The following is a 24,431-nucleotide window of genomic DNA, read 5'->3' on the forward strand; positions in this document are numbered from 1 at the left end:
AGTGTCTGTCAGCCTTCGGCGGCGGTTCCGGTGTCAGCAGTACGGCCCGGGAGTAGCCGGCTCTCGGCGTCGGTGGAGGCCAGTTGCTGCAGGTCTGACGGTGCCCGATCTGTTACGGCATCCCGGAAATCCTCATCGTAGAAGCCCAGGTTGTTGTAATGGATCATCGACCGGATCTCTTGTACGTATTCTTCGCCCCGTTCGGAATAGCCAAGCAGGCCTTCCGCCATTTCGAGGCCGGACAGGGGATTCTCGGAGCGACGGTCCTGCAGCCGGACGTCCCGCAGGGTTTGATAGGTTTCATGCCGGTTCAGGTTCTGGATATACGCCCGCACCGAGCGATAGGGCGAGGCAAACTTGGCCACCTCATGACTCGCCCCCTCGACCCGGTTCTTCGGCACCAGTCCGCAACCCTTGGAGAAGCACCACTGACCGAACAGGTTGTTGCCCTGGCGGGCAAAACGGGACGTGCCCCAGGCGGATTCGTTGGCAGCCTGGGCCAATACCAGAGAAGGAGGAATCACATCCAGGCGTTTTTTAAGGAGCTTGAACTGCTCAGGGCTACCGGTGGCAGCATCGATCCTGAGGCGTTCGGCCTGGTCATTGAGCCATCGCTTTTCGCTCGAAGTCAGCTCGGTTTTCTGCTCCAGCCGCAGCAGATAACTCCGCTCCAGCAGGATCCGGGAGTTGGCCAGCACAATGCGCGGATACAGAAACGAGAAGAACGCCGCCTTTTTCTCGGTGGTATCCCGGTAGGTCGAGAAGTCCGGCAGCGGATCGTCGGCCCACTCGGGCAGGGCCGGCAGTTCACCAAGCGCAACTTCGGAGCCGTCATGGTTTCTGTCACCAAAGCTTCCGGGCGGAATATAGAAACCACCGCCAATTGCAAAGGCAATCATCGGAATAAGGAACAGCAGTGCCCGGCGACCAGCAGTCATAGAACCTCTCGTCAAAATGGATATGGCAACGATTATAACAGTTTATACGCGCGGGGCTCTGGCCGGGATTTCCGAACCCCGCAGTGGTCTCAGCGAATCCGCGTCGCCAGCAGCAGCCCGACGGCCTCGGAGCCGGTACCCGTGCGGTTGAGTCTGAGATACAGCTGGGAGTGATCGTTCGTGTAGAAGCCGTCCAGTACCAGGTTGCCACTGGTGAAGGAGACGGTGCCGGGACTGGTCTGGGCGTAGGCAAATGTGGCATCCACGATCATTTCTGCCGGCGTGCTCACCTCGTTGACGTTCACGGTATTGACCACTGAGATCGCCTCGCCACTCAAGGTGGCGGTGGCACCGTTGATCACCAGCTCGGCGTTGTCAAAGTGGCGCAGTTCGTTGCTGCCGCCGGAGATCCCCATGGAAACGCCCTGAATCCGGTACCGGCCAGTCTCGGGCGCAGTAGAGGAAGCCTGCTCGGCGGCCACCAGCAAACCATCCCCGAGCGGGCTGTCGTCCAGATTGAACGCCAGGAAGGAGCCATCGGGTGTGCTCGCTCCCACGCCAACGTCAGGTTTCTCCTCGTTTCCGGATGCAGTCGAGATGTCCAGACTCAACCGGCCGATATCCCGCGTACCGGTACTGAGGATCGAAGCCCGGGAACTGATCAGCCAGCTGTTCCCAGCCGTCGCAGCCGGTGCGCGGGAAACCGCTCCCGAGTTATCCCGGCTCACGGTGGTACCCTCCAGCGCCTGGGTCACATTGCCAACGGCATCGATCGCCCAGGTGCCAAGGCCGTTTTCCAGCTCCAGCGGTGTGGTGTCCTCGGCAAACCGCGAGGCCAGATACACCACGTTATAACTCCGGTTATCCAACACATCCGCATCAAACTCCGCCTCCCCGGCCGGCCGCAGCAGGTTCAGCTCCAGCGCCGACAGGTAATGGTTCTCCAGCACCGGCCCCCGTTTCAGAGTCTCGCCATCAGGTTCCAGCTCGATCGCCTTGCCGGCACTGAAATAGCCGCCCACCACCCGGTCCGGCCCCACCGATTCGTCGGCAGGCGGACTGGTGTAGGCATCCAGGTAGTAGGGATTGCGGGTCCAGCCGATAATCCGGGCGCTGTCCCGGCCGGTGATGCTCTGGTACAGGGCCCGGCCCGCCAGCAGGCGGGTATCGCCCAGCAAGGTGGCCGCCCCGGGGGAAGAAGAGTGGGTGTTCTGCTCCCAGAATTCCGAGCCGCGCAGGAAAAACTCGTTGCCCTCGGAATGCAGCAACACCTCCCGGTCATAGGGAATGTCCGTGGCCAGCGAGGTCACCTTGATGTTGAAGGCATCGAAACTGGTCAGTGTCAGCGCCGGATAGACATAACCCACGCCGTTGTTGTCCTCCAGGCGTTCCTCATAAGCCGTTCGCACCCCCCAGAGCCCGGTGCCGCTGATGCTGGGTTCGGCAAAGCTCTGGCCGAGCTCCACCCCCAGAAACACCGAATTGTAATCGGCGGAACTGGCGCTGATCTTGCCCGAGGAGCTTTCGTCCAGCAGGGCATAGTCACCCATGGCGGCCACATAACGGGCAAAATCCGCCCGCCCTTGCAGCAGCGACAGCGCCCCTGGCACATCCAGATTGTCCGGGATATCGATCTCGAAGTCGTGCACCTGGTCAGCCAGGGTGGACCAGACATACTTGTTCAGGCACAACTCGCCCCCGGCATCATTCACACAGTCCTTGATGGTGTCCAGCTCCCCCGGGGTGTAGCTGGCCAGGGTATTGCGCACCAGGTACTCGGAGAACGGATTGATCTTCACATCCCGGTCCGAGTCCGCGGCGAAGGCCCGCATCCGGGCATTGCCGTAGGTGGCCTCGATCACCACATCCGGTGCCAGCGGCTGGCCGTCAGGAAAGGCGATAATGGTAAAGCCTTCGGCATCCTCCCGGGTGGTTACGTCCACGCTGCCCAGGTTCTGCAGGGAGGTATTGGTGGTGTACACGCTCAGGGTTTCCGGATGCACGATTCTGAGGTTGCGCCGGGTCACCTCCGCATCCGGGGCCACAGCGCCCGGCACTTCCATCGTGATCCGTACCTCATTCGCCTCCAGATCACCGGCATTGCTGGAATCCCCGGTACTGCCGGAACTGAAATCGTCCAACGGGTTTTTCGCAGTGGCAAAATCGTTGGTCTGGGCGCGTGCGCCGTCGATGGCGTCCTCGCCGCTGCCACAGCCGGCCAGCAACAGGGCAGACAGGGAAATCCAGAGTCCGTGCTTGAAAGGCATGTCTGACAATCCGTGCAGAGGTTTCAGGTTGTCAGTCTAGCAGCGGTGAAGAGGGGAAATCGTGAGGGAAGACACGAAACAGGCGCCCGGTAGATCGGGCGCCCGAGAGGGTACAGCCGATCAGTAGTAGATCTTGATACCCGCCATTACACCTTCATCCAGGTTCACGTCGCCACGGAAGGGCGCGTCCAGATCGGTGTTCAGGTAACGGTAACCGGCGAATACCTCGGCGTTGCGGATTACCCGGTAGCTGCCGCGCAGCTCGACACTGGTCATGTCCTCGGAATCACCGAAGGCCAGGATATCCGGGGCGTAGTGCAGGCCACCGGTGAAGGACAGGCCCGGCACCCGGGGTACGTTTACCGTGGCGAAACCACCGATGCCGATGGCACCGCCATCCAGACTGTCATCATCCCAGCCGATGCCGCGCACGCCAATGCCAGCGGTGGTGGGCAGGTTGCCAAGGGCAGTGCGGCCCTGAGCGTGGAAGTCCACATTCATGATGTGGCGGCTGCCCTCGTGGTAGGTGTAGCCCGCGCCCAGCTGGGTATCGTTGTTGACACCGAAGAAGTTGACCTGGCCCTTCACGGAATCGTTGGTCAGGCTCAGATCCACATCGCCTGCGAAGGCCGGTGCAGCGGCCAGGGTCAGTGCCATCAGGGAAACTCTTGAGATTCTCATTCTTCTACCTTCTTGCTGTCGGTTAATTGGTACGCATCCGATAAAGAATCTTCATCTTCAGCCGGCACCCGGTATTCCTCGTTGGCCCAGGCGCCCAGATCAATCAGTTTGCAGCGCTCCGAGCAGAATGGCCGGTACCGGTTATCTTCTGACCATTCTACGGATTGCTTGCAGGTAGGGCATTGCACAAACATGGCGACTTTTTCAGATTGGTGACGAAATAGCCGGCGGCCAATTCTCAGGTGGCCGCCGATGCGGTGCAGTATTGTTCCAGCACTGCACGCAGCATTTCAATATTGACAGGCTTGGCGACAAAAGAATCCATGCCGGCCCGGCGGCAGCGTTCCTCGTCTTCCTCCATGGCGCTGGCGGTCAGGGCCACCACCGGCACGTGGGGGCGGTTGTGGGCTTTTTCCCATTCCCGCAGGCGGCGAGTGGCCTCGAAACCATCCACCCGGGGCATCACGCAATCCATGAACACCAGATCGAACGGGTGCCACTGCCACAGGCTGGCCGCGGCCTCGCCATCGTTGGCGGTCATCACATCGCAGCCGAGTTTTTCCAGCAGCCGGCGGGTGAGGGTGCGGTTGACCGGGTTGTCCTCCACCAGCAACACCTTCATGCGACCACAGGGCAGTTCCCGGCGCTTGGAAGTATCGGTGACCGCCTGCAGGGAGAACCGGGTGAGGAACCGGCGCTCGTCCTTCTCCGCATCCGTGAACAATTGATTGAGAATGGGCATCAGGCAGGATTCCCGCAGGGACTTGCTCAGAAACGCATCGGCCCCAGCCTGGCGGAAATGCTCAGCATCGCCCCTTTGCGGATTCGAGGAGAGAATCAGCAGGCGCATATCGGCCCACGTGGGGTTGCTGCGGATCTGCCGGCACAGCAGGTCACTGTCCATATCCGGCACAAAGCCATCGAGGATGATGGCGTCGAACGATTGCTGGCTGTCCGAGGCCTGGCGCAGGGAGGTCAGCGCCTCGCCGGCGGATTTCACTGCCTCGATCTGCACCTCGTAACGGGACAGCATCTCCAGGGTGATCTTGCGGGACAGCTCGTAGGAATCCACCACCAGAATATGCTTGCCTTTGACCTTACGGGTGTCCGGCCGCACCCGGGTGGCACTTTCCGGCGCCACCGGCAGGGTCAGTTCCACCCAGAAGGTGGAACCCTCGCCGGGCCGGCTTTCCAGGTCCAGGGAGCCGTCCATCAGGTTCACCAGCTGGCGGCAGATAGTCAGGCCCAGACCGGCTCCTGGTAACTGTCGCTGGAACTGCTGGCCCAGCTGAACGTAGGGCTCGTACACCAGCGGGATATCCTCGGGGTTGATGCCCACGCCGGTATCTTCCACCGCCAGGCGCAGTCGAGCCTTGTCATCCCGGCGGCCCAGCACCTCGATGCTGATCAGCACATGGCCGGAATCGGTGAACTTGATGGCGTTGGAGACCAGGTTGAGCAGGATCTGCCGGATGCGCACAGGATCGCCCTTCAGGGCCCAGGGCAGGTTCTCATCAATGCGCAGCTCCAGCGCCAGCCCCTTCTCCCGGGCCCGGCTGCCGAGCATATGCACCAGATCGTTCAGGGTTTCACGTAGATCGAACGGAATCTCATCCAGCACCAGCTTGCCGGCTTCCATACTGGAGATGTCCAGCAGGTCATTGATGATGGCGGACAGACTCTGGGAGGCATTGAGCAGGGTGCTCACGTATTCCCGCTGTTCCTGATCCAGGGGCGTATCCGTCAGCAGGTTGGCATAACCCAGTACCGACTGGAGCGGAATGCGCAGCTCATGGCTGACGTTGGCGAGGAACTGGTTCTTGGCGTGGTTGGCACGAATGGCTTCATCCCGTTCCCCCTGGGACTGGATCGTGGTCTGCCGGAGCGAGCGGGTGTCCTCGAGGATCTGCAGCCGCATCTTGTTCAGGGCCTGCTCCAGCTCCGACAGCTCATCCGGCGATTTCGGCGGCTTGCGGCGCAGCTGTAGCGGATCCACCAGGGCATCCAGGTTCAGCTGGGCGGCATAATCGGCCATGGCTTCCAGGTGTCGGGACAGGGTGGCCCGCACAATCAGCAGCAGGCCGAAGGTGCCGAGCATCACCACTATGGTCACCGACAGCAGCGTCAGCAGGCCGGTTTTCCAGAGTTCATCGTGGATCTGCTGAACCGAAGACACCACCGTGAGGCTGCCCACCTCCTGCGGCGGCTGGAAACTGGAGCGGTCAAAAATCAGGGGGATGGTCTGGGAAATCACCTTGCCGTCAGGATGGGTGCCGGTAGTGAATTCCTCACCCGTGGTGGTGGTCACCCGGGCAAACTGGATCGCCGGCACCGCCTTCATGTCATCCAGACTGTTGGCCACCTCACTGAAATTCATCAGCCAGAGGTTGTTGCTCATGCTCCCGGCGACCAGCTCGGCGGCTTTCTGCTGGGTACTGATCAGATCATTCTTGCGGCGCTCAAACTCGCCGATCATCTGCACGCCGGTGGCGGCCAGGGAAAGTACCAGGCTGAACAGCAGTACATACACCAGCAGACGCGCTGCCAGCGGCCGAACGCCAAATCGCTTGAAAATCCGGTATGGGTGCAAGATTGCGACTTCCCTGTGTCGACTACAAATCAATCAACGAAGTTTAACAGACAGTTAGCACTTCGACACGCTTCTCGCCGCCCTCTGTTACAAACCGGAACCTTACGTTCACATCGTACAGATGTGCCCCGTAAACCCGTTCCTCATCCCGCCCCCGCCGGAACGACGGCCGGGGATCGTAACTCACCACATCCTCGATCAACGCCCGGAAATCCGGATAGTCCTCCGGGGGCAGGGCAGCCAGCTGCTGCTCCGCCTCCGGCAAAAACACCACCTCCAACCGCTCCGTCGGCGGCGAATCCGCCCACCCCAGACCCGCCTCCGGCACCGAATCCGCAAACGGCAGATACGGCTTGATATCCAGAATCGGCGTCCCCTCAATCAGATCATGATTACTGATCCGCAAAACCAACCGCCCATCCCGCCGCGCCAGCCCCTCATTCCGAACCACCGACAACCCCAGACTGTTCGGCCGAAACGGCGACCGACTGGCAAACACCCCCATCTTCTTATTTCCCCCCAGGCGAGGCGGCCGAACCACCGGCTTCCACTCAGCGCGCACCGCCTCGTGAAACTGGAAAATCAGCCAGAGGTGGGAGGCTGTTTCGAGACCGCGGAAGGCATCTTCACGGTCGTAGGGGGGCTGGATGACCATTTCGGCATGGGCATGGCGGGTCAGCCCCGGCTGCCGAGGCACCCCGAACTTGTCCTGGAAGCAGGACTTGGTGATAGCAATAGGGGTCAGATGAAAGCTTTCATCTGACCCCAACTTCACGCCGGCTTCCGGGGTCCCGGCAATGCCGGGGTCTGAAGAACTAGTTCTTCTGACCCCACTTTCAGATTTATCTCCCAAACTCTGCTCCACCCCAGGGGTCTGAAGAATTTATTCTTCTGACCCCAAGTTAAATTTCCAAGTTGGGGTCAGATGAACAAGTTCATCAGACCCCTGAGTTAGCCAGACCCCACCCCAGGGGTCTGAAGAATTTATTCTTCTGACCCCGAGTTAGCGGTCCAAGATGGGGTCAGATGAAAGCTTTCATCAGACCCCTGAGCCAACCAGACCCCAACTTCACGATCAACCATCACCGCCGATCAATAGTCCCAGCAAAATACATCTCAACCCGCAAAACCACCGAAGCCCGATCCTTAAAACTCGCCTCCCGCGGAAACTCCAGCGCCGGAATCACCTCCGCAAACAACCAGTCACTATGCAACCGGTACCGCCAGGTCAGATCCATAAACGCCGACGTCGTCCGCCACCCGGGCTTGCTCTCTCCAAGCACTCCAATCCGCGGAACCAACGTCGACCGATTATCCAGCGCCTTCCGAACACTAAAAATCTGTGCCGCCAGGAACTTCTCATCCTGATGCACCCATTCCAGCTCGGAAGACGACTGAAACCGCCAGTCATCCCCCACATACCGACTGGCCCCGAACCACGTCCGGGAACCCCAGCCCTCCTGGTGGTAGTAATAGACCCGCTGCTGCAGACTCCCTGCCCAGTCCTCATCCAGCTGCCAGCCCTTGCCGGCGGTCACCCGCCAGAACGCATCCGGCGGAAACCGTAGCCGCCCACCAATATCGGTAGAAAGATTAATCGCATCCCCAACCTGAGTCAGGTACCGCAGCGCACCAGTTGTCTCCGTCTCCGTCCGCTCCGGCTCTGTTAATTGCCGGTCCCGCTGCCGCTCCTCAAGCGGAATCAGCTCCTCACTCTCACTCTCGATAACAATCCGCAACTTGCGCTTGGCAGTTGGAATATCCAGCCGGAACCGCGCCTCCGGCTCAAACTGCGCCACGTCGCTGTACTCGGATTCGGTCGCAAACCCCAGCCGAAGATAACTCTCATTATTCGGCAAAGCCTGGGTAGAACCCGATAAGGTCCGGTCCGCCCAGGCCCCCAGAGACTGCATCCGGGGCCCCTGAATCCGCTCCTGCCGCAACACCCAGTTGGTAAAGGACAGCCAATAGCTCTCCTCGGGCTCCGCCCAATACTCCTCCGGAGAAAATGTGTAGAACGAGGGGCCTAGCTGCCCGGGCGCCAGAATCTCGGAAATGGAACGCTGATGCACCTCAAACACCGGCTCCGCAGCGCGTCCGGGGAGAGAAACCAGAAACAGAAGTGATAGAAACCCTGCCGGGTAACAACGGCGCAAACAGTCAGCCAAAATCCACCAGGAACTTCTCGTGCAACTCACGAACCTGACGCTCCACATCATCCAACGGCCGGTCATTATCAATAATAGCGTCAGCTTTCTCCAGCCGCCTCTCCCGAGGCATCTGAGCCGCAATAATCCGCTCCACCTGATCCCGCTCATTGGCATCCCGAGCCATCGTCCGCTCAATCTGCGTCTCTACCGGCACATCCACAACAATGACCTTACTGACCAGGTTATGCTGATCGGTTTCAAGCAACAACGGCGAAACCAGCAACACATAGGGCAGGGCATAGTTCTCGGGCTTAAGCTGGCGGATGAGTTCCTCCCGAATCATCGGGTGGAGCAGGCTTTCAAGCCACGTGCGTTCGTCTGGGTTGGCAAACACAATTTGCCGAAGTTGGGCACGGTCCAGGGTCCCTTCATCGGTAAGGATGTCCTCCCCAAAGTGCTCAGCAATCTTGGCAAGCCCAGTGGTACCGGGCTCAACCACTTCCCGCGCAACATCATCGGCGTCCACCCAGTGAACTCCAAGCTCCCCAAAAAACCGCACCACAGTGGACTTCCCAGAGCCAATCCCCCCCGTGAGCCCAACAATGGCAGGGGTCTGATGAAAAGCCTCCGGCTTTCCATCTGACCCCATCTTCACACTATCACCCATGCTCAAACCCCAAGATAAGTAAACCAAGCCCTCTGAATAGCATCCCCAAACCACAAACAAAGCACCCCAGCCGCCGCCAAATAAGGTCCAAACGGAATCGGCACCTCCCTTCCATGCTTCCGGAACACCATCAAACTAATCCCAACAACAGCCCCAACCACGGAAGACAGCAAAATCACCGCCGGCAACAACTGCCACCCAAGCCACGCCCCAAGCGCCGCAAGCAGCTTGAAATCCCCATGCCCCATGCCTTCCTTGCCGGTCACAATCTTGAACAACCAGTAAACCGACCAGAGCGAAAGATAACCAACTACCGCCCCCCAGAACGCACTGGTAAAGTCCGTCAAAATCCCAAAGAAGTTCAATACCAACCCAAGCCAAAGCAACGGCAACGTGATGCTATCCGGCAACAACTGCGTATCAAAATCAATCACCGTCAACGCCACCAGCGCCCACACCAGCAACAACGCCCAAAGCGCCGCTTCAGTCGGCCCCAGCAGGTAAACCGTCAACACTGAAAACAGCCCCGTCACCGCCTCGATGATCGGATAACGCGGAGATATCCGGGTTTTACACGAAGCACACTTGCCCCCCAGCACCAGATAGCTGATCACGGGAATATTCTCCCAGGCCCGGATCTTGTGGCCACAGGAAGGGCACGTGGAAGCCGGCTTGGACAGGGTGACCGGCTCTTCCTTCTTCCGCTGCTTCTCCGGAATCTCCAGAAACTCCTCGCACTGACAACGCCAGTCCTGATGCATCATCTTGGGCAGACGCAGGATGACTACATTCAGAAAGCTACCAATGCAGAGGGAAACGAAAGTGACGGTGAGGTAAAGGAGCCAGGGGGTGTTGAGATAAACGTCGAAGAACTGCATTAAGAGCCTTGATTGAGCTTAGGAGGAGAGGGAAGGGTTAAGTCGGGGTCAGATGAAAGCTTTCATCTGACCCCATATTTATTCGTCGTGAGGTTAAACAACCTGACCCATCTGGAAGATCGGTAGATACATGGCAATAATCAAGCCACCAACAAGCACGCCAAGAACCGCCATAATCATCGGCTCCATCAGAGCAGTCAGGTTGTCTACCATGTCGTCAACAACACCCTCGTAGTGCTCAGCAACCTTTCTCAACATATCGTCCAGGTTTCCGGACTCCTCACCGATGGCCGTCAGCTGAACAGCCATCACGGGGAAGATGTCCTGCTGGCGCATAGATGCCTGTAATTGGGTACCACTGGACACATCGTTCTTAATCCTAAGGATCGCATCACGATACACCGCATTGCCCGTTGCTCCGGCAACCGAATCAAGTGCATCCACGAGAGGCACGCCTGCAGCAAATGTAGTAGAAAGCACCCGACCGAACTTAGCCACAGCCGATTTGTCGAGGATCTCCCCAACAATGGGGAGTTTCAGTGTGTATTTGTCTATTAGGTCGGAGAACTTCTGTGATCGTCTTTTCGACTCCCGGAACAGAAAAATGGCCGCTACAAGCCCGAGCAATACGATGAACCACCATTGCTGCATCCATTCCGATATTTCAATAACAAACTGTGTGAATACAGGCAGGTCTGCACCAAACCCCTGGAACAGGCTTTCAAACTGAGGCACCACTTTGACCAGAAGAATGGCTGTAACAACGATCGCGACCACGATAACTGCGATCGGGTAGGTCATCGCTTTCTTCACTTTTTTCTTGAGCGTTTCGGTCTTCTCCATGTAAGTCGCGATTCGATCAAGCATTTGCTCAAGCGCACCGGCCCTCTCGCCAGAATCGACCAGATTGCAGTAAAGATCATCGAAATGTTTGGGATGCTTCCGAAGCGCGCCAGCAAAGCTTGTACCGGAGGAGATATCATTTCGAATGGAAATAACCAGTTCCTGGAGCCCTTTGTTCTCGAGGCCATCAGCCACAATATCGAAGCTTTGTACCAGGGGAACACCTGCCTTCATCATCGTTGCAAGCTGTCGAGTAAGCATCGCGATATCGAAGGGTGTGATCTTCTTGCTTCCACCGAAAAGAGGCTTGGGTTTCTTCTTCACCTTATCCGGGATGATCCCCTGCTTCCGGAGTTGGGCTTTGACCAGAGCCAGGCTTGGGCCTGTAACTTCGCCCTTGGATTTCTGTCCTTTCCGGTCCTTACCTTCCCATATATAAGATTCCAGCTTTTGCGCTTTTTCTGCCATGCTTAATCCTTCGTCACGCGGTTGGCTTCTTCAAGGCTGGTCACGCCCTGAATCACCTTCAGGAGTGCTGAGTCTCGGAGATTTCTGAAACCTTCCGCTTGAGCCTGTTTTGCAATTTGAATTGAGCTGGCTTCTTCCATAATCATATTCGCCAGCTCGTCGGTAATCTTGACCACCTCGTAGATACCGACTCGGCCTTTGTATCCTCCATTGCATTTATCACAGCCCTTGGGGCGGTACAATGTGAAGCCTGTATCAATTTGTTCCTGTGTGAACCCTTCCTTCAAAAGCACATCTTTCGGGATGTCTGATGGTTGCTTGCAGCTGTTGCACAAACGGCGTCCCAGTCGCTGGGCAATTATCAGGCTGACAGAGGTGGCGATGTTAAAGGCGGGCACGCCCATGTTCATCATACGGGTGAGCGTTTCAGCGGCACTGTTGGTATGCAACGTGGAAAGTACCAAGTGGCCCGTTTGTGCAGCCTTAATGGCGATTTCTGCGGTCTCCAAGTCTCGAATCTCGCCCACCATGATGACGTCGGGATCTTGCCGGAGAAAGGCGCGTAGCGCCTCGGCAAAGCCGAGACCAACTTTATTGTTAACGTTGACTTGGTTAATACCCTCGAGGTTAATCTCAGCAGGATCTTCCGCTGTGGAAATGTTCCTTTCAGCAGTATTGAGGATGTTGAGACCGGTATAGAGGGACACCGTTTTACCAGATCCTGTCGGTCCTGTTACGAGAATCATGCCTTGAGGTTGTTCAAGTGTCTCAAGGTACATCTGCTTCTGATCTTCTTCGTAACCCAATACATCGATGCCAAGCTTCGCCTGGCTCGGATCCAGAATCCGCAAAACAATCTTCTCGCCCCACAGAGTGGGGAGAGTGTTGACACGGAAGTCGATGGCTTTGGTCTTGGACAGCTTCATCTTGATACGGCCGTCCTGAGGAACTCTGCGCTCGGAAATATCCAGCTGAGCCATGATTTTGACCCGCGCGGATATCTTCGGAGCAAGTTTGATTGAAGGACGAGACACTTCCTTCAATATTCCATCTGTTCGGTAGCGGACACGGTAAACTTTCTCATAAGGTTCAAAATGAATATCTGAAGCGCCCCCGCGAATGGCATCCAGAAGCATCTTATTGACGTATTTGACGATAGGCGCATCGTCGATGTCAGACGCGGATACCGCATCCTTGTCCTCGTCCTGGTCGCCACCCTCTGTTTCTACGCCCTCAAGGTCAGCATCCTCGAGATCGCCCATCGTCGTATCTTGGGACTCAAGATACTTGTCTATCGCACCCCTTAACTTGGCATCATCCACAAGAATGGCGTCAGTGCTCAGCCCAGTGTTGAACTTGATTTCATCCAAGGCCTGGATGTTGGTCGGATCGGAAACTGCAATGAAAAGTCGATTGCCTCGCTTGTAGAGCGGCAGGGCGTTGTGTTTTCGGATCAGCTTCTCGTCAACTGCCTTCTCTGGCAACATTTCTGGCAGGAATGCATCGAGATCGAGTACTGACATCCCGAATTCCATCGCGGCCGAAAAAGCCAGCTTTGCACTATTGGCCAACTCGTTCTGAGTAAGGTAAGTGATCAGAGGAATCCGGTTCTGCGAAGCCTGTAGGAAGGCTTCCTTCGCAGTTGCCTCATCAAGAAGCCCATCTTCGACAAACCGCCGGGCCAAGCCTGTCAGCGTTACATTTCGGTTGCTACTCGCCATAAGTGCTCTGAAAAGATTGTGATAAGTCGCTGAATCGTAAATTCATGAAAAAAGAGTTTAGATGTCTGGAAGGGCTTTGGAAAGCATCACCGTTCTCAGTCTGACACAAGAACCTTCTAGGGGCTGATAGTTGGGGATAGCACAGAGGGCTGATGACAACCTTCATCTGACCCCAAATTTAATTTTACCCTTAGCTTGAAAGCTGACAAAAAAGGTCACCTCCTGACGCTCAAAGGCATGGAAATCCTCTCAAATTTCAATGCGACGCACTTCACATAATGTTATAACTAACTGAAAATTCGTTGCTTTTAACATTGTCTTGCAATTGGCACGATGCCTGCTTGATATCGGGTACGCTCAATGCGGTAACGGGGCAAGGCTCCACCGCCCCGGAGCTTAAAACGAAAAACCGACAACCCTAGAGGTAATTAACATGCAAAAAATGAAGAACGGTCAGGCTGGTTTTACTCTTATCGAACTGATGATCGTTGTTGCGATCATTGGTATTCTGGCTGCTGTTGCGATCCCAGCCTATCAGGATTATACAATCCGCGCTAAAGTGGCTGAGCCGATTAACGCTGCTGCTGCAGCGAAGTCGTCCATTTATGAAGCGTATGCATCTGCTGGCTCAATGCCCGGAGTTGATAGTGATTTGGTCAACGAAATCGAAGCTAATCTGGCAGCTTTGCCAACAATTCAATCGGCTGCAGCAACAGCGGTCGGCACAGATGGTCTCCGGATTGTTATGGTGACAGAAGATTTGGGCGGATCTACTGGTACAGATGCTACTAATGATATCGGATTCGAATATACCGGTGCAGACACAGGGTTAGTTACTACCTGCGGCACTGGTTCTGGTACAACTCTCGAGGAAAAGTACCTTCCGCAGAGCTGTAGGAATGCTAGCTAAAAGATAAGCTTGATAAGTGTAATGTGCGCTACGTTTTAGAGTGCTATCTTTTAAAGACCCAAATTCGGAAGGATTTGGGTCTTTATTTTTATCAAAGAATATTCTGCCTTCAGGCTTTTGGTTAGTTAATATTTCTGTTGTTTTTTCGAGATCTGAGTTTATCTTTAATCATGAATGATTTTAAAACGACAGGGATTAAGCTAATGGACAAGGTTTCTGACTTTGTTTTTTTAGCTATAACTTTTGTAGTGTTTGTGGTCGTCCTGTACGCAGACTTCGTGTTCATGCCTCTCGGAAATTATGCAACGCAACGTCTTATTCTTACTCATAGTCTAGGTGTTTTCGTTGTCTTTTCATTTGGTTTTCTTGGTTGGCGTCATGGCTGGGGGTTGTATGCAAAACTCTGGCCGGCATGGTTAATATCGGCTTTCCTTTTATTAAATGCGGTTGTGTTCTCTAATTCTCGCTTTAGTGCAGTCGAGCCAGGTATGTATACGGCTTTCTTCCTGGGTTTTGCATTGCTAGGATTTTTATCGAAGAGTCTCGGCCGGACATATTATTGGGTTGTGATATATTGCTATGTTGCGGTTGCGATGACGGCATTATATGGCGCCGTTTCAATTATAATTTATCTGTTTTCAGTCATAGATGGCTTAGCATCTCTCTCTGCTGGCATACCATGGGGGTTTACAAATGTTCGTTACTGGAGTCATGTTGCTACTTGGCTTATTCCGATAATCCCTCTAGCGGTCTTAATAGGGCCATTTAGAGATAATATGCTTTGGCGTAGTTTGGTTGTTTTCAGTTCTGCAAGCTGGTGGTGGATAATACTTCTTTCAGAAGCTCGGGGAAGTTTTGTGAGCGTCGTATTTGGTGTATTGCTTTCAGCGATTTTAATTGGTCGTCCCGCCATACTCTGGTTTCGAGTTTCTCTTTTTTGCTTGGTGATTGGAATATTAATGTGGCTTTTGTTGTCCGTGGTTATCCCTTCATTATTGATTGGTGAGCAACTTATACCATCTATAAGCAGCAGTACTTCCGGCCGAATTCCTTTATTTGTCGAAGCGTGGTCTATGAGCCTTGTCAATTTTCCATTTGGACTAGGGCCACAATCATGGCTAACACATGATATTTTGCGAAAAGAATACTTTCAGTCAGCTAAATTTGGTCATCCTCATAATATGTATTTGATGTGGGCTGCGGAGTATGGATGGCTTTTTATATGTTTGCTTTTGCTTTTTGTCGTTCAAAGTATTTGGTTATTTTGCAACCGGAGAATTGAGGTGCGAGACCTTAATAAACCGTGTGAGCATGCTTACTTATTGGCTGCGTTTACGGCAGCAGTATCCGCCGGGCTGTTGCATGGGGGTGTCTCCGCCGTTTTTATGGCGCCTGGTTCCATGCTAATCGGTATTTTTATACTCGGTCTTTTCCATGCATTGATTATTCCGGAAATAGTGGCATCTCCATCATCGCCTTCAAAAAATAGGTTTTTTTTCACGTTTTTTGTTTTTTTGGTTGTGAGTGCGATATGCATTTATTGGTTGGTTAAAATCTGGGAGTACCACGCGGCCATGACAAAGGATTTAGACTTCTATCGAGATAATATACAAGCTGAGACCTTTCCACGGTTTTGGTCTCACGGTAACTTTCCACGTCATCCCGATCTCATGCCTTAAACATTATCCCTGAATCAGTGATTTGGTCATGCAAGATACACGTCAGGCCATCGTCTCCAACAATAGGCCGTTCTCAGGCGACGACGTTGGGCTGAGGGATACATGGGCGCCAGTCAGTGTCAACCCCGTGGAGCCCAGCAGATTGTATCCCGGTTTGGCAAAAGCCATGGCCAGATTGTTGGTGTCGAATTTGCCACATGACAGGCGTTCCAGATTGGGATCGGCTTTCAACTGGCTGTGGACGGCGCGCTGGTGGTGTGATCGCCTATAGCGAGACGCACTGCTTGTCGTAGGCTACATTGATAGAAAAGGGCGCTATCTAGCCTATGAGGCTGCCCTTCGACCACAAACAAATCTGGCCATCGGTATTATTGGTGCGCTCCGTGACTTCATCGATTCGGCGCCACCTGGATCGTTCTAAATCGTTTCTTACAGAACTGATTCCATCTTGCTGCCATGATTCCGGGAGCTAGGCTTTCTGAGCCGGAGCCTTATCCGCTCAGGCCGGAGGATCCTGATTACCGGGGTTCCACTTGATCATGAAGTAGCACTATTTTGCTCCCCGCAGGAAGTCGGGGCTTTCACATATACAGTGGGGCTTACTCCTCCTAACCTACACGAGGACTGACTGTTAATCCACGATTGTGGAGCGTAGAGATCGGTGAGGAGGGGCCATTCCATTGCTTATAGGTTGTTGCGGGCAATATGCACACTGTTTTGTCGCAATAACATGAGCGTGTCCGGTAGTACCCAAGTCCAGTTTACTAATCGTTAAAAAGTACTGAGGAGTGGAATGCTCGTCAAGCGCGATTATATTTCTCAATAGCTTGGATTCTGCTTTTACAGGCTCCAGGTTTAGAGTACGTTTCCAAGCTCTCCAGTCGTGAAGTCACGGATTCGAGTAAAAAATGGATGCTTAAACCTCAACCTCCTCAAACAACTCCGGCACCTCAGCATCCCACCCAAACTTCTCAGCAATCCTCTTCCGCATCACATCACTAGCCACCATCTCCCCATGGGTGACATAAACCTTTTCCGGTTTCAGTGACCCTTGCTCCAGCCATTCCAGAATCTCGTTATAGTCGCCATGTGCCGAGAGCGAATCGAGGTTAAAGACGTCAGCCTTAACCGGCCAATACTCCCCATGAATCTTCACCGATTCTGCGCCATTCACCAAAGCATCCCCTCGGGTCCCGGGTGCCTGGAATCCCGCAAACACAATGCTGTTCCGAGGATTAGGCAGTAACGTCTTAAGGTGGTGCAGAACCCGTCCACCACTGGCCATACCACTGGCCGAAATAATAATGCAGGGATACCGCACAGAATCCAACTCAATGGATTGCTCCACCGTCTTAACAAACTCGGTCTTATCGTCAATCAGCTCACACTGACTGGCGTTGAGTTTATGCTCCTTATGGTGCTTGCAGAAGATCTCGGTAGCCTTAATGGCCATCGGGCTGTTGAGGTAAACGGGTAATTTCGGAATCCGCTTCTCGCTCATTAGCTTGTGCACTACATAAAGCAGCATCTGTGCCCGGCCCACCGCAAAGGCCGGTACCAGCACGATTCCACCACGCCCGGCAGTGCGGGTAATGATTTCTTCCAGCTCTGTCTCCGGATCTACTTCACCGTGAGCGCGATCCCCATAGGTGGATTCGCACACCAGTACATCTGCCTTCTTGAGAGGTTCTGGTGGGCGCATGATGAGATCGTGTTGCCGGCCTACGTCGCCGCTGAATACGACGGTACGGTCATGGCCCTTGTGGTGCACGTGAACGCAAGAGGAGCCGAGGATATGTCCGGCTGGGGTGAAGGTGACTTCAAAACCTTTCATCGGTTCGAAAGGCTCATGATAGTGCAGGGACTCGAAATGTTTGAGCGCTTCCCAGGCATCCTTCTCGGTAAACAAGGGCTCGGGATGTTCGTGTTTGGAGAACTTTTTGCGATAGGCGTATTTGGCATCCTCTTCCTGCAGGAAGCCAGCATCCGGCAGCAACACCTTGCACAGCTCGTGAGTCGCCTTGGTGCAATAAATCTTGCCTTTAAAACCATTCTTGACCAGCGCTGGCAAATAGCCAGAGTGGTCGATGTGCGCGTGGGTCAGAACCACAGCCTCAACTGTGGACGGATCCACCGGAAACTTCGCCCAGTTCCGCCGGCGCAGGGTTTTTACGCCCTGGTACATCCCGCAGTCCACCAGCATGCGGTGTTTCTCATCCGAGAGCAGGTAGCGGGAGCCGGTGACGGTGCCTGTGCCGCCGAGGAATCGAAGTTTCATGTTGGCGTCCTTGTGTTTGGTAAAACTCGGGTTCGGGGTCAGAAGAACGCTTTCTTCTGACCCCTTTTTCAATAGTGATACTATGGCGTAAAAATGGGGTCAGATGAAGGTTTTGATCAGACCCCAGTTTGTGTCAGGTCAAGGAGGACCACGTTAATGCATTGCCAACGTTTTGGGTTGGACGTACACATTACTCGCCATGCCCGCGAGCGCATGGTTCAGAGATGGGTGAGCGACGCAGAACTCGCGAAGCTCCTGGAAACAGGCGAATTACGGTACAAAGATGAGCAACGGCTATGGGTGGCCAAGGCATTTAAAGGCCGGTGTGATAACCTTATCTGTATCGCAGTTACACTCGAAGACAGGCTGGTCGTAAAGACGGTGATGCATCACTTTAGTTGGGAGGTTGAGGGATGAGAACAACCTATGACGAGGCAGATGATATTCTGGTACTGCACCTTTCAGAAAAGTCCATCGTGAAAGAGGTTTCCCAGGACTGGAATACGCATGTCAGCTATGCGGATGATGGCACGATTGTGGAAATTGTTATTCTGGAGGCTTCCAAGCAGGGGGCTTGGCCTTTGCTATGTAGCCATGCGGCTTAGCAGGCCCGTTGTTGAAAATGGGGTCAGATGAACGAGTTCATCAGACCCCGGAGTTAAAGTCGGGGTCTGAAGAAAGCCTTCTTCTGACCCCATGTTCACGTTCACCCCCCAGGGACGCCCCCATGCATTACAGCTCCATTCTCCCCGATGTCCTCAAAATCGCCGACGAAGCCAGCGAGAAAGTCCTCCACATCTACGAATCCGACTTCAAGGTTCGCTACAAGGAAGACAATTCGCCGATCACCGCTGCCGATGAAGCCGCCCACGACATCATCTACAAGGGCCTGCGCAACATCAGCCGGGATATCCCGATTCTTTCGGAAGAGGGCAAAAGCATTCCCTGGGAAGAGCGCAAACACTGGCGTCGTTTCTGGCTCATCGACCCCATTGATGGCACCAAGGACTTCACCCAGCGTAATGGCGAGTTTACCGTCAACATCGCCATGATCGAGGATGGTCAGCCAGTGATGGGTGTTGTCACCGCCCCAGCACTCAAAACTGCCTACTGGGGCATCGTAGGCGAGGGCGCACATATGCGCGATCGCACCGGCAAGATTCTCCGTATTCGTGTTGCAGAGCCGAAAGATACCAAACGCGTGGTGGCCAGCAAGAACCACATGAACGATGAAACCCTTGCCTTCATTGCAAAACTCGGCGATCACGAACTCGTCCAGGCCGGCAGCTCGCTCAAGTTCTGCCGCATCGCCGAAGGGCATGCCGACATCTACCCGCGCATGGGGCCGACGAGCGAGTGGGATACGGCGGCGGCGCATGCGATTTTGGTAGCGGCCGGGGGGCAGGTGCAGACGTTGGAAGGAGAGCCGTTGCGGTATGGGAAAGAGGATATTCTGAATCCCTGGTTCGTGGCGGCCGGTAGTTGGTATTTTTAATTCAGGGGTCTTGCTCAGGGGGCTGATGAATTCATTCATCTGACCCCAGTTTTGCGTCCGACCCCAAGTTAAAGTCTAGAATGGGGTCAGAAGAAGGTTTTCTTCAGACCCCTGTGCAATCCTCGACCCCATTGAGTAACACTCAACCAAACGGATTTGAAATGACCTGGTACGCCATCCAACACAAACCCGCCCAGGGCGATCGCGCCCTTCAACACCTCCAGAACCAGGACATTCCCTGTTTCTACCCCAAAATCGAGGTGGAAAAAATCAAGGCCGGCAAGCGCAGCAAGAAGCTGGAACCGCTGTTCCCCGGCTACCTCTTCGTCAATCTCGAACAAACCGACCCCGTCTGGGCCAAGCTCCGCTCCACCCGCGGCGTGATTCGCGTGGTTGGTTTTGCTAACAAGCCCGCGGCGATCGAAGATGATGTCATTGATCACATCAAAGATAGTCTGCACAAGGTTGCAGAAAAGGGGGGAATTAAAGCCGGTGAACCGGTGGAGCTGGATGATGGGCCGTTCAAGGGCATCAGCGCCATCTTTCAGGCTTATGATGGTGAGGAGAGAGCGATTGTCCTGATTAATTTCATGCAAAAACAGCAAATGGTAAAGGTTCCAGTTTCCGCTCTCAGAAAGTAAAGCTTCTCTTCGCGCTTGGGTGACCATCCACATGTTGGCATACGCGCTTTCGTGGATTTAAAGTATCGTATAACCTATAAAATACTATAAATTTATTTCTTGAAGAGATGTTTGAGACGGGAGAGAATCTCATGCCGGAGATGAAGTCCTCCGAGGTTATAGGAGCACATTTTTCCACCAGAAATTGGTCGGGAGCGGACGGTTGGGGGCTGGAGGATAAGAAGCGCCAAATCTATGAAAATCGAAACGCCACCTATCCTGTCCGCCACACAGTTCGTTCTATCTGCGAAGATTTCCATGCTGCTTCCCACAGTAAGGTGGCTGAACAGGTAGCGCGGGATCTGGCCAATGGTCACCGAATAATGATCGTGGGAGCCGCAACCGGCGATGTGCTGCTCGGAGTCGCTACATTCCTCTCTGCCGTGATGGGGATTGCCCGCGCAGTAAAGAGGACGCGGGATGTAACGACGACTCGGTTGGGCTCTCTGGGGGAATGGAGTGGTAGTGAAAATATCCTACCGCTTTTGATGGATGAGAAACTGATGGCAAAGGGAGAAATGTCGGAATGCGCAGAAAAGGTTAAGGCTTTTTCTCCTCACTCCATTATTTTCCTGAACCCGCCTTTTGCGCTGCGTGACAACGAACTGTTCACTGCCGAGTTGGTGAAGTCTTGCAAGATTATGGAGGTATCAAACAGGAGGCAAGCCTCTATACTGGCTGCAAGTGACGCTTCATTAGATCTCTCCTCATGTGGAGAGAGTAGTTGGGGCGAGGCTCCCGTACCCCTTTGCTTGTTAATCCACCTTCTCACTTTTCAGATCCGGGAAGAGACCATCAATATCGTTAGCACGCATCCCAGGGCTCAGGCGCTGATGATGCAGTTGGGGTCGCTGAAGCTTGAGGTTGGAGCTACGCTCGCGGGATTTTCAGCCATTTTTGGCGATTCGCTTCTCACTGATCGGTGTAGGGTGATGGCAAGCTTCGCCTTGGATCAGCTGAACAGAGGCTGGTCGTTACCTCCAAGAACGGCGCATTCCCGTGAACTAATGAGTTTTGGACTGAGAGCACTGTTGGCACAGGGTGACATTAAAGCACCGGTGACCTGCAAAGATCTGAGGATGCAGCTCAAACCCCTTTTAGACACCATGGTTGCTCATGGAGAATGGCATTCGCTTCTTGAGTGTCTTCTGACCTCATCCATTATCAAAGCATCGGATAAGAGTGCGCGCGCTGCCTACTTGGTGTCGTGTTCTGAGGATGCTCATTATTCCCCGAAATGGGAGCTCCATCCTGGAGGCCAGGAGAGCAACATGGATGTTGCTCAAAGTGCCACATCTCACCGGATATCCTCCATTAACCATTCCGATGGCATGCTCTCCCCGGATCAAAGGGTTTATGGACTTGCCCACTGGCTCGAGAAGCAGCCCTGGGGCAGTGATTTTCCGGAGCCGGAATTCGAGCAGGAGTTCATAGTGAGGGAGCGGTCAGTCGTTGCCGAAACCCACCAACAGTTTATCGTAGTTGATTTTGGTCAACCCACTGATTTAGAGCGCTGGTCAAACAGGTTCGCCCTCGTCTGGAAAGAAAGCATAGGTAATGGCATGGGGCCAATCAAGGAAGGGGCCGTTGTCCGGGTCCGTTATAAACTGCAGGTGAATCGGGCAGTGCATGACAGCGAAGTTTTCGGTCTCGTGACCGAGCTCGTTCCGGCGGAAAGTTAGCTTATGCCGAACGGATGGATCGCAGTTGCGGTTACTGTGACTTTTGTCGTTCTGGGGTTCTATAGCCTTTGCCTGGGAAAGAAAGCGAGGCTTCAGGCATTGAGGATTCGGGAACTCAATGAAAAGCTCCAGAACGCAAAAATAAAGGAGGTCCCAGAACAATCAGATCCAGAGGCCAGTCCACTTGGCATCGCTGATGTGCCTGCGTTGACTCTTGGAAAGGGTGACGACGAGGTTCAATCCCCCCCACGCGATGCAACTACCTTGAACCTCATCGCCGAGGCCCTAACGGAAAATCAACTTGAAGACGCCATTAGGAGCCTTCTAGCGTTATACAAGGACCACCTGCCTCCAGGACAAGAGCTGGTGCTTTTTCGATACAGCGAAGCTAAGCAGTCGCTGCAACGGTTAGGAGCCACCAATGCAGCGCTTGGCGAAGCCAGGTTTCTTCGAAACTTACCGGTCAGATTCGGTTCCAGTGTCACAGCGACGTCAGTCATATCCAGGAAAGAGAAGACTGTGTCGCTTGAGACTCCCTGTGGTGCTATCTCTGATGATTTGCGTCGTCAGTTAATTTTAAAGGGGTACCGAGCGTGGCGAACAGTTCCGATAGTTGGTATGGATAATTCGCTTATAGGCACGGTGGACGTTGTGAGCAGAAATAACCTGGAGTCTGATCAGCCGCCCCTGACTATCCCTCTAAATCTTTTCACTGCTGTTTTTGAACGCCATAAGACCATTGACGAACTGAACCGCAGGCTGCGCTTTGAAAGCTTCCTGAGTGAGATCAACCACCAGTTGGCTCATTCTGTGGGTATCAATGAGTCAAAACCCTGGTACGACGTTATGCTCAAACTTTCGCAGTTTTTGTCGACCGAACGGGGCGAGCTGGAGATTCTGAGGCGCTCAGATGACAAAGAGATCTTCGAGAGCGTTTATGGAAATTGTAGGGCTGGTCGAGAGTTGCTCCCAGATGTGTTAAGCGCAGGGTTCATCGAGAAACTGCTCGGTAGCGTCGAGGGTATAATCAGTGTGCCCGAAGCTGCCCTGTATCAAGAGGAAGCTGATTCGAAGCCAGAGTTGAGGGTGTTCCCGCTTCCTTTAGCGGCGGAAGCTACACCGGCAACCGGAGAGGCTTATCTGTATCCCTTGCGCACGGGGGATTTCCTGGAAGGCGTAATCATCTTCAGGCCCCTAAGGCCATTTGTGAGGGAGTCTTTTCTGGTACTGGTTGCGGTTATGCCGACAATTGCCGCTGCAATGGGCCGAGTCAGGCTGGTCCGTGAGCTCAATCGCAAAGCTTCCTATGACCAGCTTACGGGATTGCTCAATCGAACCCGGACTGAAGAGTCCCTGGTTTACGAAATACAGAGAAGCGAAAGGTACGGGAATGCACTCGCGGTGATCTTGTTTGATATCGATAAATTCAAGCTCATCAATGACACTTTCGGTCATGATATTGGCGATCAGGTGCTTGGGAGGATTGGAGAGCAGTTGAGCCATGCCACCCGTTCTTCCGACATTGTTGGTCGCTGGGGGGGAGAAGAGTTTCTGTTGGTCCTGCCAGAGACCTCGCTCTCTGGAGCCCGGCAAGTGGCAGAGATGATCCGATCCGAGGTAGAGGCGAGCGATTATGGCCTGTCTAAGCCTGTGACCGTCAGTCTGGGCTGTGCTGATTTTCAGTCAGGGGATTTGGTGGAGGCATTGGTCAAGCGCGCGGATGTTGCGCTCTATCAGGCTAAGGAGAGTGGAAGAAACTGCGTTGTGTGCTTCGGGGATCACCTGTGATGGCCAGGGTGGCTGGCGCTTTTGGGTGGGCTCCCGAGGATCAGTCTTTACTACCCTCAAGAGTTTCGGGTGGCTGGAATCGAATGTTTGTGTGGGGAGGGATGACATTGACCTCCTCCTCAAGGATCGACTCTAGCCTGAAAACCGTTATGAACTTTGCAGTACCGAAGGTGGTGGTTGCATCGTAAGCGATGGCGTTCAGGTATCTGTACGGTTCCAGCTCCACAAGTCGATCAAGCAGATCCATCCTCAGAGACGGCTTTCGGGGAAAGTCCTCCTCGGGCAATCCCTCCTGAGCCAGCCACCGATTCCAATGGTGGTTGATGTCATCCAGCACCTCCCGCTTGGCCCGGAGTGGCAAATTGAGAAACCTGCAATGCCGGAAACTATCCAGTGTTTGTTTGTTGGCTATCCAGTCTCCTATTTCTATCTTGACATCCGCAAAGCACACACCGACTTCATCATGGGCGCTTTTCCTGACTGCTGCTCCAATCAGGCTGCCTGGCCCCTTGTGTCCATAGAGAAGGGTCACACCTTTGCGTGGTAGCTTCAGGCCTTCTTTTTGGAAGTAGCAGGGTTTGCTAATGGTGTAGGTCGTTGGTTGGTTGTCATCCTCGAAAAAAAAGGGTATACGGATTTAATGGTTGATGGGGCACCTTCACCCCATCAATCTGATACCACCCTCAGATGGTTGATAGATCGACTCCGTAGTTGAG

At 54.2% G+C, this 24,431-nt stretch carries 21 protein-coding genes; 8 read left to right on the plus strand and 13 right to left on the minus strand.

The genetic code is table 11. From position 1 onward, the window contains the following. Positions 1-8: 8 nt before the first annotated feature. The 11 genes from DET50_RS13825 to pilB all read right to left on the minus strand — a co-directional run bounded on the left by DET50_RS13825 (position 9) and on the right by pilB (position 13,203). Positions 9-938 carry a glucosaminidase domain-containing protein gene (locus tag DET50_RS13825; protein ID WP_113863427.1) on the minus strand — a complete coding sequence of 310 codons (930 nt, stop codon included), beginning with the start codon at positions 936-938 and terminating at the stop codon, positions 9-11. A gap of 89 nt (positions 939-1,027) precedes the next feature. Continuing rightward, on the minus strand, positions 1,028-3,205 hold the full coding sequence (locus DET50_RS13830; protein WP_113863428.1) for a hypothetical protein: 2,178 nt from the start codon (positions 3,203-3,205) through the stop codon (positions 1,028-1,030). A 120-nt stretch (positions 3,206-3,325) separates the two neighbouring features. After that, positions 3,326-3,886 (minus strand): YfaZ family outer membrane protein, encoded by a 561-nt coding sequence (locus tag DET50_RS13835; protein ID WP_113863429.1) that lies wholly within the window; start codon positions 3,884-3,886, stop codon positions 3,326-3,328. Further along, positions 3,883-4,080, minus strand: coding sequence for a DNA gyrase inhibitor YacG (gene yacG / locus DET50_RS13840; RefSeq protein ID WP_092000867.1), 198 nt, complete (start codon positions 4,078-4,080; stop codon positions 3,883-3,885). Before yacG ends, DET50_RS13835 begins: the two co-directional genes overlap by 4 nt. Before the next feature lie 44 nt (positions 4,081-4,124). Beyond that, a complete protein-coding gene (locus tag DET50_RS13845; RefSeq protein WP_404932747.1) occupies positions 4,125-6,362 on the minus strand; it encodes a response regulator in 2,238 nt (745 codons plus the stop codon). 157 nt (positions 6,363-6,519) lie between these two features. Further along, positions 6,520-7,251 (minus strand): tRNA (N6-threonylcarbamoyladenosine(37)-N6)-methyltransferase TrmO, encoded by a 732-nt coding sequence (tsaA, locus tag DET50_RS13850; RefSeq protein WP_113863430.1) that lies wholly within the window; start codon positions 7,249-7,251, stop codon positions 6,520-6,522. 307 nt (positions 7,252-7,558) lie between these two features. After that, complete coding sequence (locus tag DET50_RS13855) at positions 7,559-8,644, minus strand: hypothetical protein (protein WP_113863431.1); 1,086 nt, start codon at positions 8,642-8,644, stop codon at positions 7,559-7,561. Continuing rightward, positions 8,637-9,275, minus strand: a complete 639-nt coding sequence (coaE, locus tag DET50_RS13860) for a dephospho-CoA kinase (RefSeq protein WP_113863448.1) — start codon at positions 9,273-9,275, stop codon at positions 8,637-8,639. The genes DET50_RS13855 and coaE overlap by 8 nt, the downstream gene beginning before the upstream one ends. Before the next feature lie 20 nt (positions 9,276-9,295). After that, entirely contained in the window at positions 9,296-10,171 is an 876-nt protein-coding gene (locus DET50_RS13865; protein ID WP_113863432.1) for a prepilin peptidase, read from the minus strand. A gap of 93 nt (positions 10,172-10,264) precedes the next feature. Beyond that, the gene (locus tag DET50_RS13870) at positions 10,265-11,482 is read right to left on the minus strand and encodes a type II secretion system F family protein (RefSeq protein WP_113863433.1); all 1,218 of its coding nucleotides are present in this window, start codon (positions 11,480-11,482) and stop codon (positions 10,265-10,267) included. Positions 11,483-11,484: 2 nt separating this feature from the next. After that, on the minus strand, positions 11,485-13,203 hold the full coding sequence (pilB, locus tag DET50_RS13875; protein ID WP_113863434.1) for a type IV-A pilus assembly ATPase PilB: 1,719 nt from the start codon (positions 13,201-13,203) through the stop codon (positions 11,485-11,487). A 433-nt stretch (positions 13,204-13,636) separates the two neighbouring features. On the opposite strand from pilB, the gene DET50_RS13880 reads away from it, so the two are divergent. Further along, positions 13,637-14,113, plus strand: a complete 477-nt coding sequence (locus DET50_RS13880) for a pilin (protein ID WP_113863435.1) — start codon at positions 13,637-13,639, stop codon at positions 14,111-14,113. 170 nt (positions 14,114-14,283) lie between these two features. Then, entirely contained in the window at positions 14,284-15,792 is a 1,509-nt protein-coding gene (locus tag DET50_RS13885; protein WP_113863436.1) for an O-antigen ligase family protein, read from the plus strand. A 916-nt stretch (positions 15,793-16,708) separates the two neighbouring features. Here the strand turns inward: DET50_RS13885 and DET50_RS13890 are convergent. Then, positions 16,709-18,070, minus strand: coding sequence for an MBL fold metallo-hydrolase (locus DET50_RS13890; protein ID WP_113863437.1), 1,362 nt, complete (start codon positions 18,068-18,070; stop codon positions 16,709-16,711). 156 nt (positions 18,071-18,226) lie between these two features. Here DET50_RS13890 and DET50_RS19790 point away from each other — a divergent pair, with 156 nt between their 5' ends. From DET50_RS19790 to DET50_RS13920, 6 genes are all read left to right on the plus strand, one after another. Then, entirely contained in the window at positions 18,227-18,487 is a 261-nt protein-coding gene (locus tag DET50_RS19790) for a DUF4258 domain-containing protein (RefSeq protein ID WP_113863438.1), read from the plus strand. Further along, positions 18,484-18,675, plus strand: a complete 192-nt coding sequence (locus DET50_RS13900; RefSeq protein WP_113863439.1) for a DUF2283 domain-containing protein — start codon at positions 18,484-18,486, stop codon at positions 18,673-18,675. The genes DET50_RS19790 and DET50_RS13900 overlap by 4 nt, the downstream gene beginning before the upstream one ends. Positions 18,676-18,797: 122 nt before the next feature. Continuing rightward, positions 18,798-19,565, plus strand: a complete 768-nt coding sequence (gene cysQ / locus DET50_RS13905) for a 3'(2'),5'-bisphosphate nucleotidase CysQ (RefSeq protein ID WP_113863440.1) — start codon at positions 18,798-18,800, stop codon at positions 19,563-19,565. Between the two features lie 161 nt (positions 19,566-19,726). Further along, positions 19,727-20,206 carry a transcription/translation regulatory transformer protein RfaH gene (gene rfaH, locus DET50_RS13910; RefSeq protein ID WP_113863441.1) on the plus strand — a complete coding sequence of 160 codons (480 nt, stop codon included), beginning with the start codon at positions 19,727-19,729 and terminating at the stop codon, positions 20,204-20,206. 131 nt (positions 20,207-20,337) lie between these two features. Beyond that, a complete protein-coding gene (locus tag DET50_RS13915) occupies positions 20,338-21,927 on the plus strand; it encodes a hypothetical protein (protein WP_113863442.1) in 1,590 nt (529 codons plus the stop codon). 3 nt (positions 21,928-21,930) lie between these two features. After that, positions 21,931-23,715 carry a GGDEF domain-containing protein gene (locus DET50_RS13920; RefSeq protein WP_113863443.1) on the plus strand — a complete coding sequence of 595 codons (1,785 nt, stop codon included), beginning with the start codon at positions 21,931-21,933 and terminating at the stop codon, positions 23,713-23,715. 40 nt (positions 23,716-23,755) lie between these two features. On the opposite strand, the gene DET50_RS13925 is transcribed toward DET50_RS13920, so the two are convergent. After that, entirely contained in the window at positions 23,756-24,247 is a 492-nt protein-coding gene (locus tag DET50_RS13925; RefSeq protein WP_258546132.1) for a hypothetical protein, read from the minus strand. Positions 24,248-24,431: the final 184 nt, after the last annotated feature.

This window comes from Marinobacter pelagius (assembly GCF_003315345.1).
GTDB classification, from domain to species: domain Bacteria; phylum Pseudomonadota; class Gammaproteobacteria; order Pseudomonadales; family Oleiphilaceae; genus Marinobacter; species Marinobacter pelagius_A.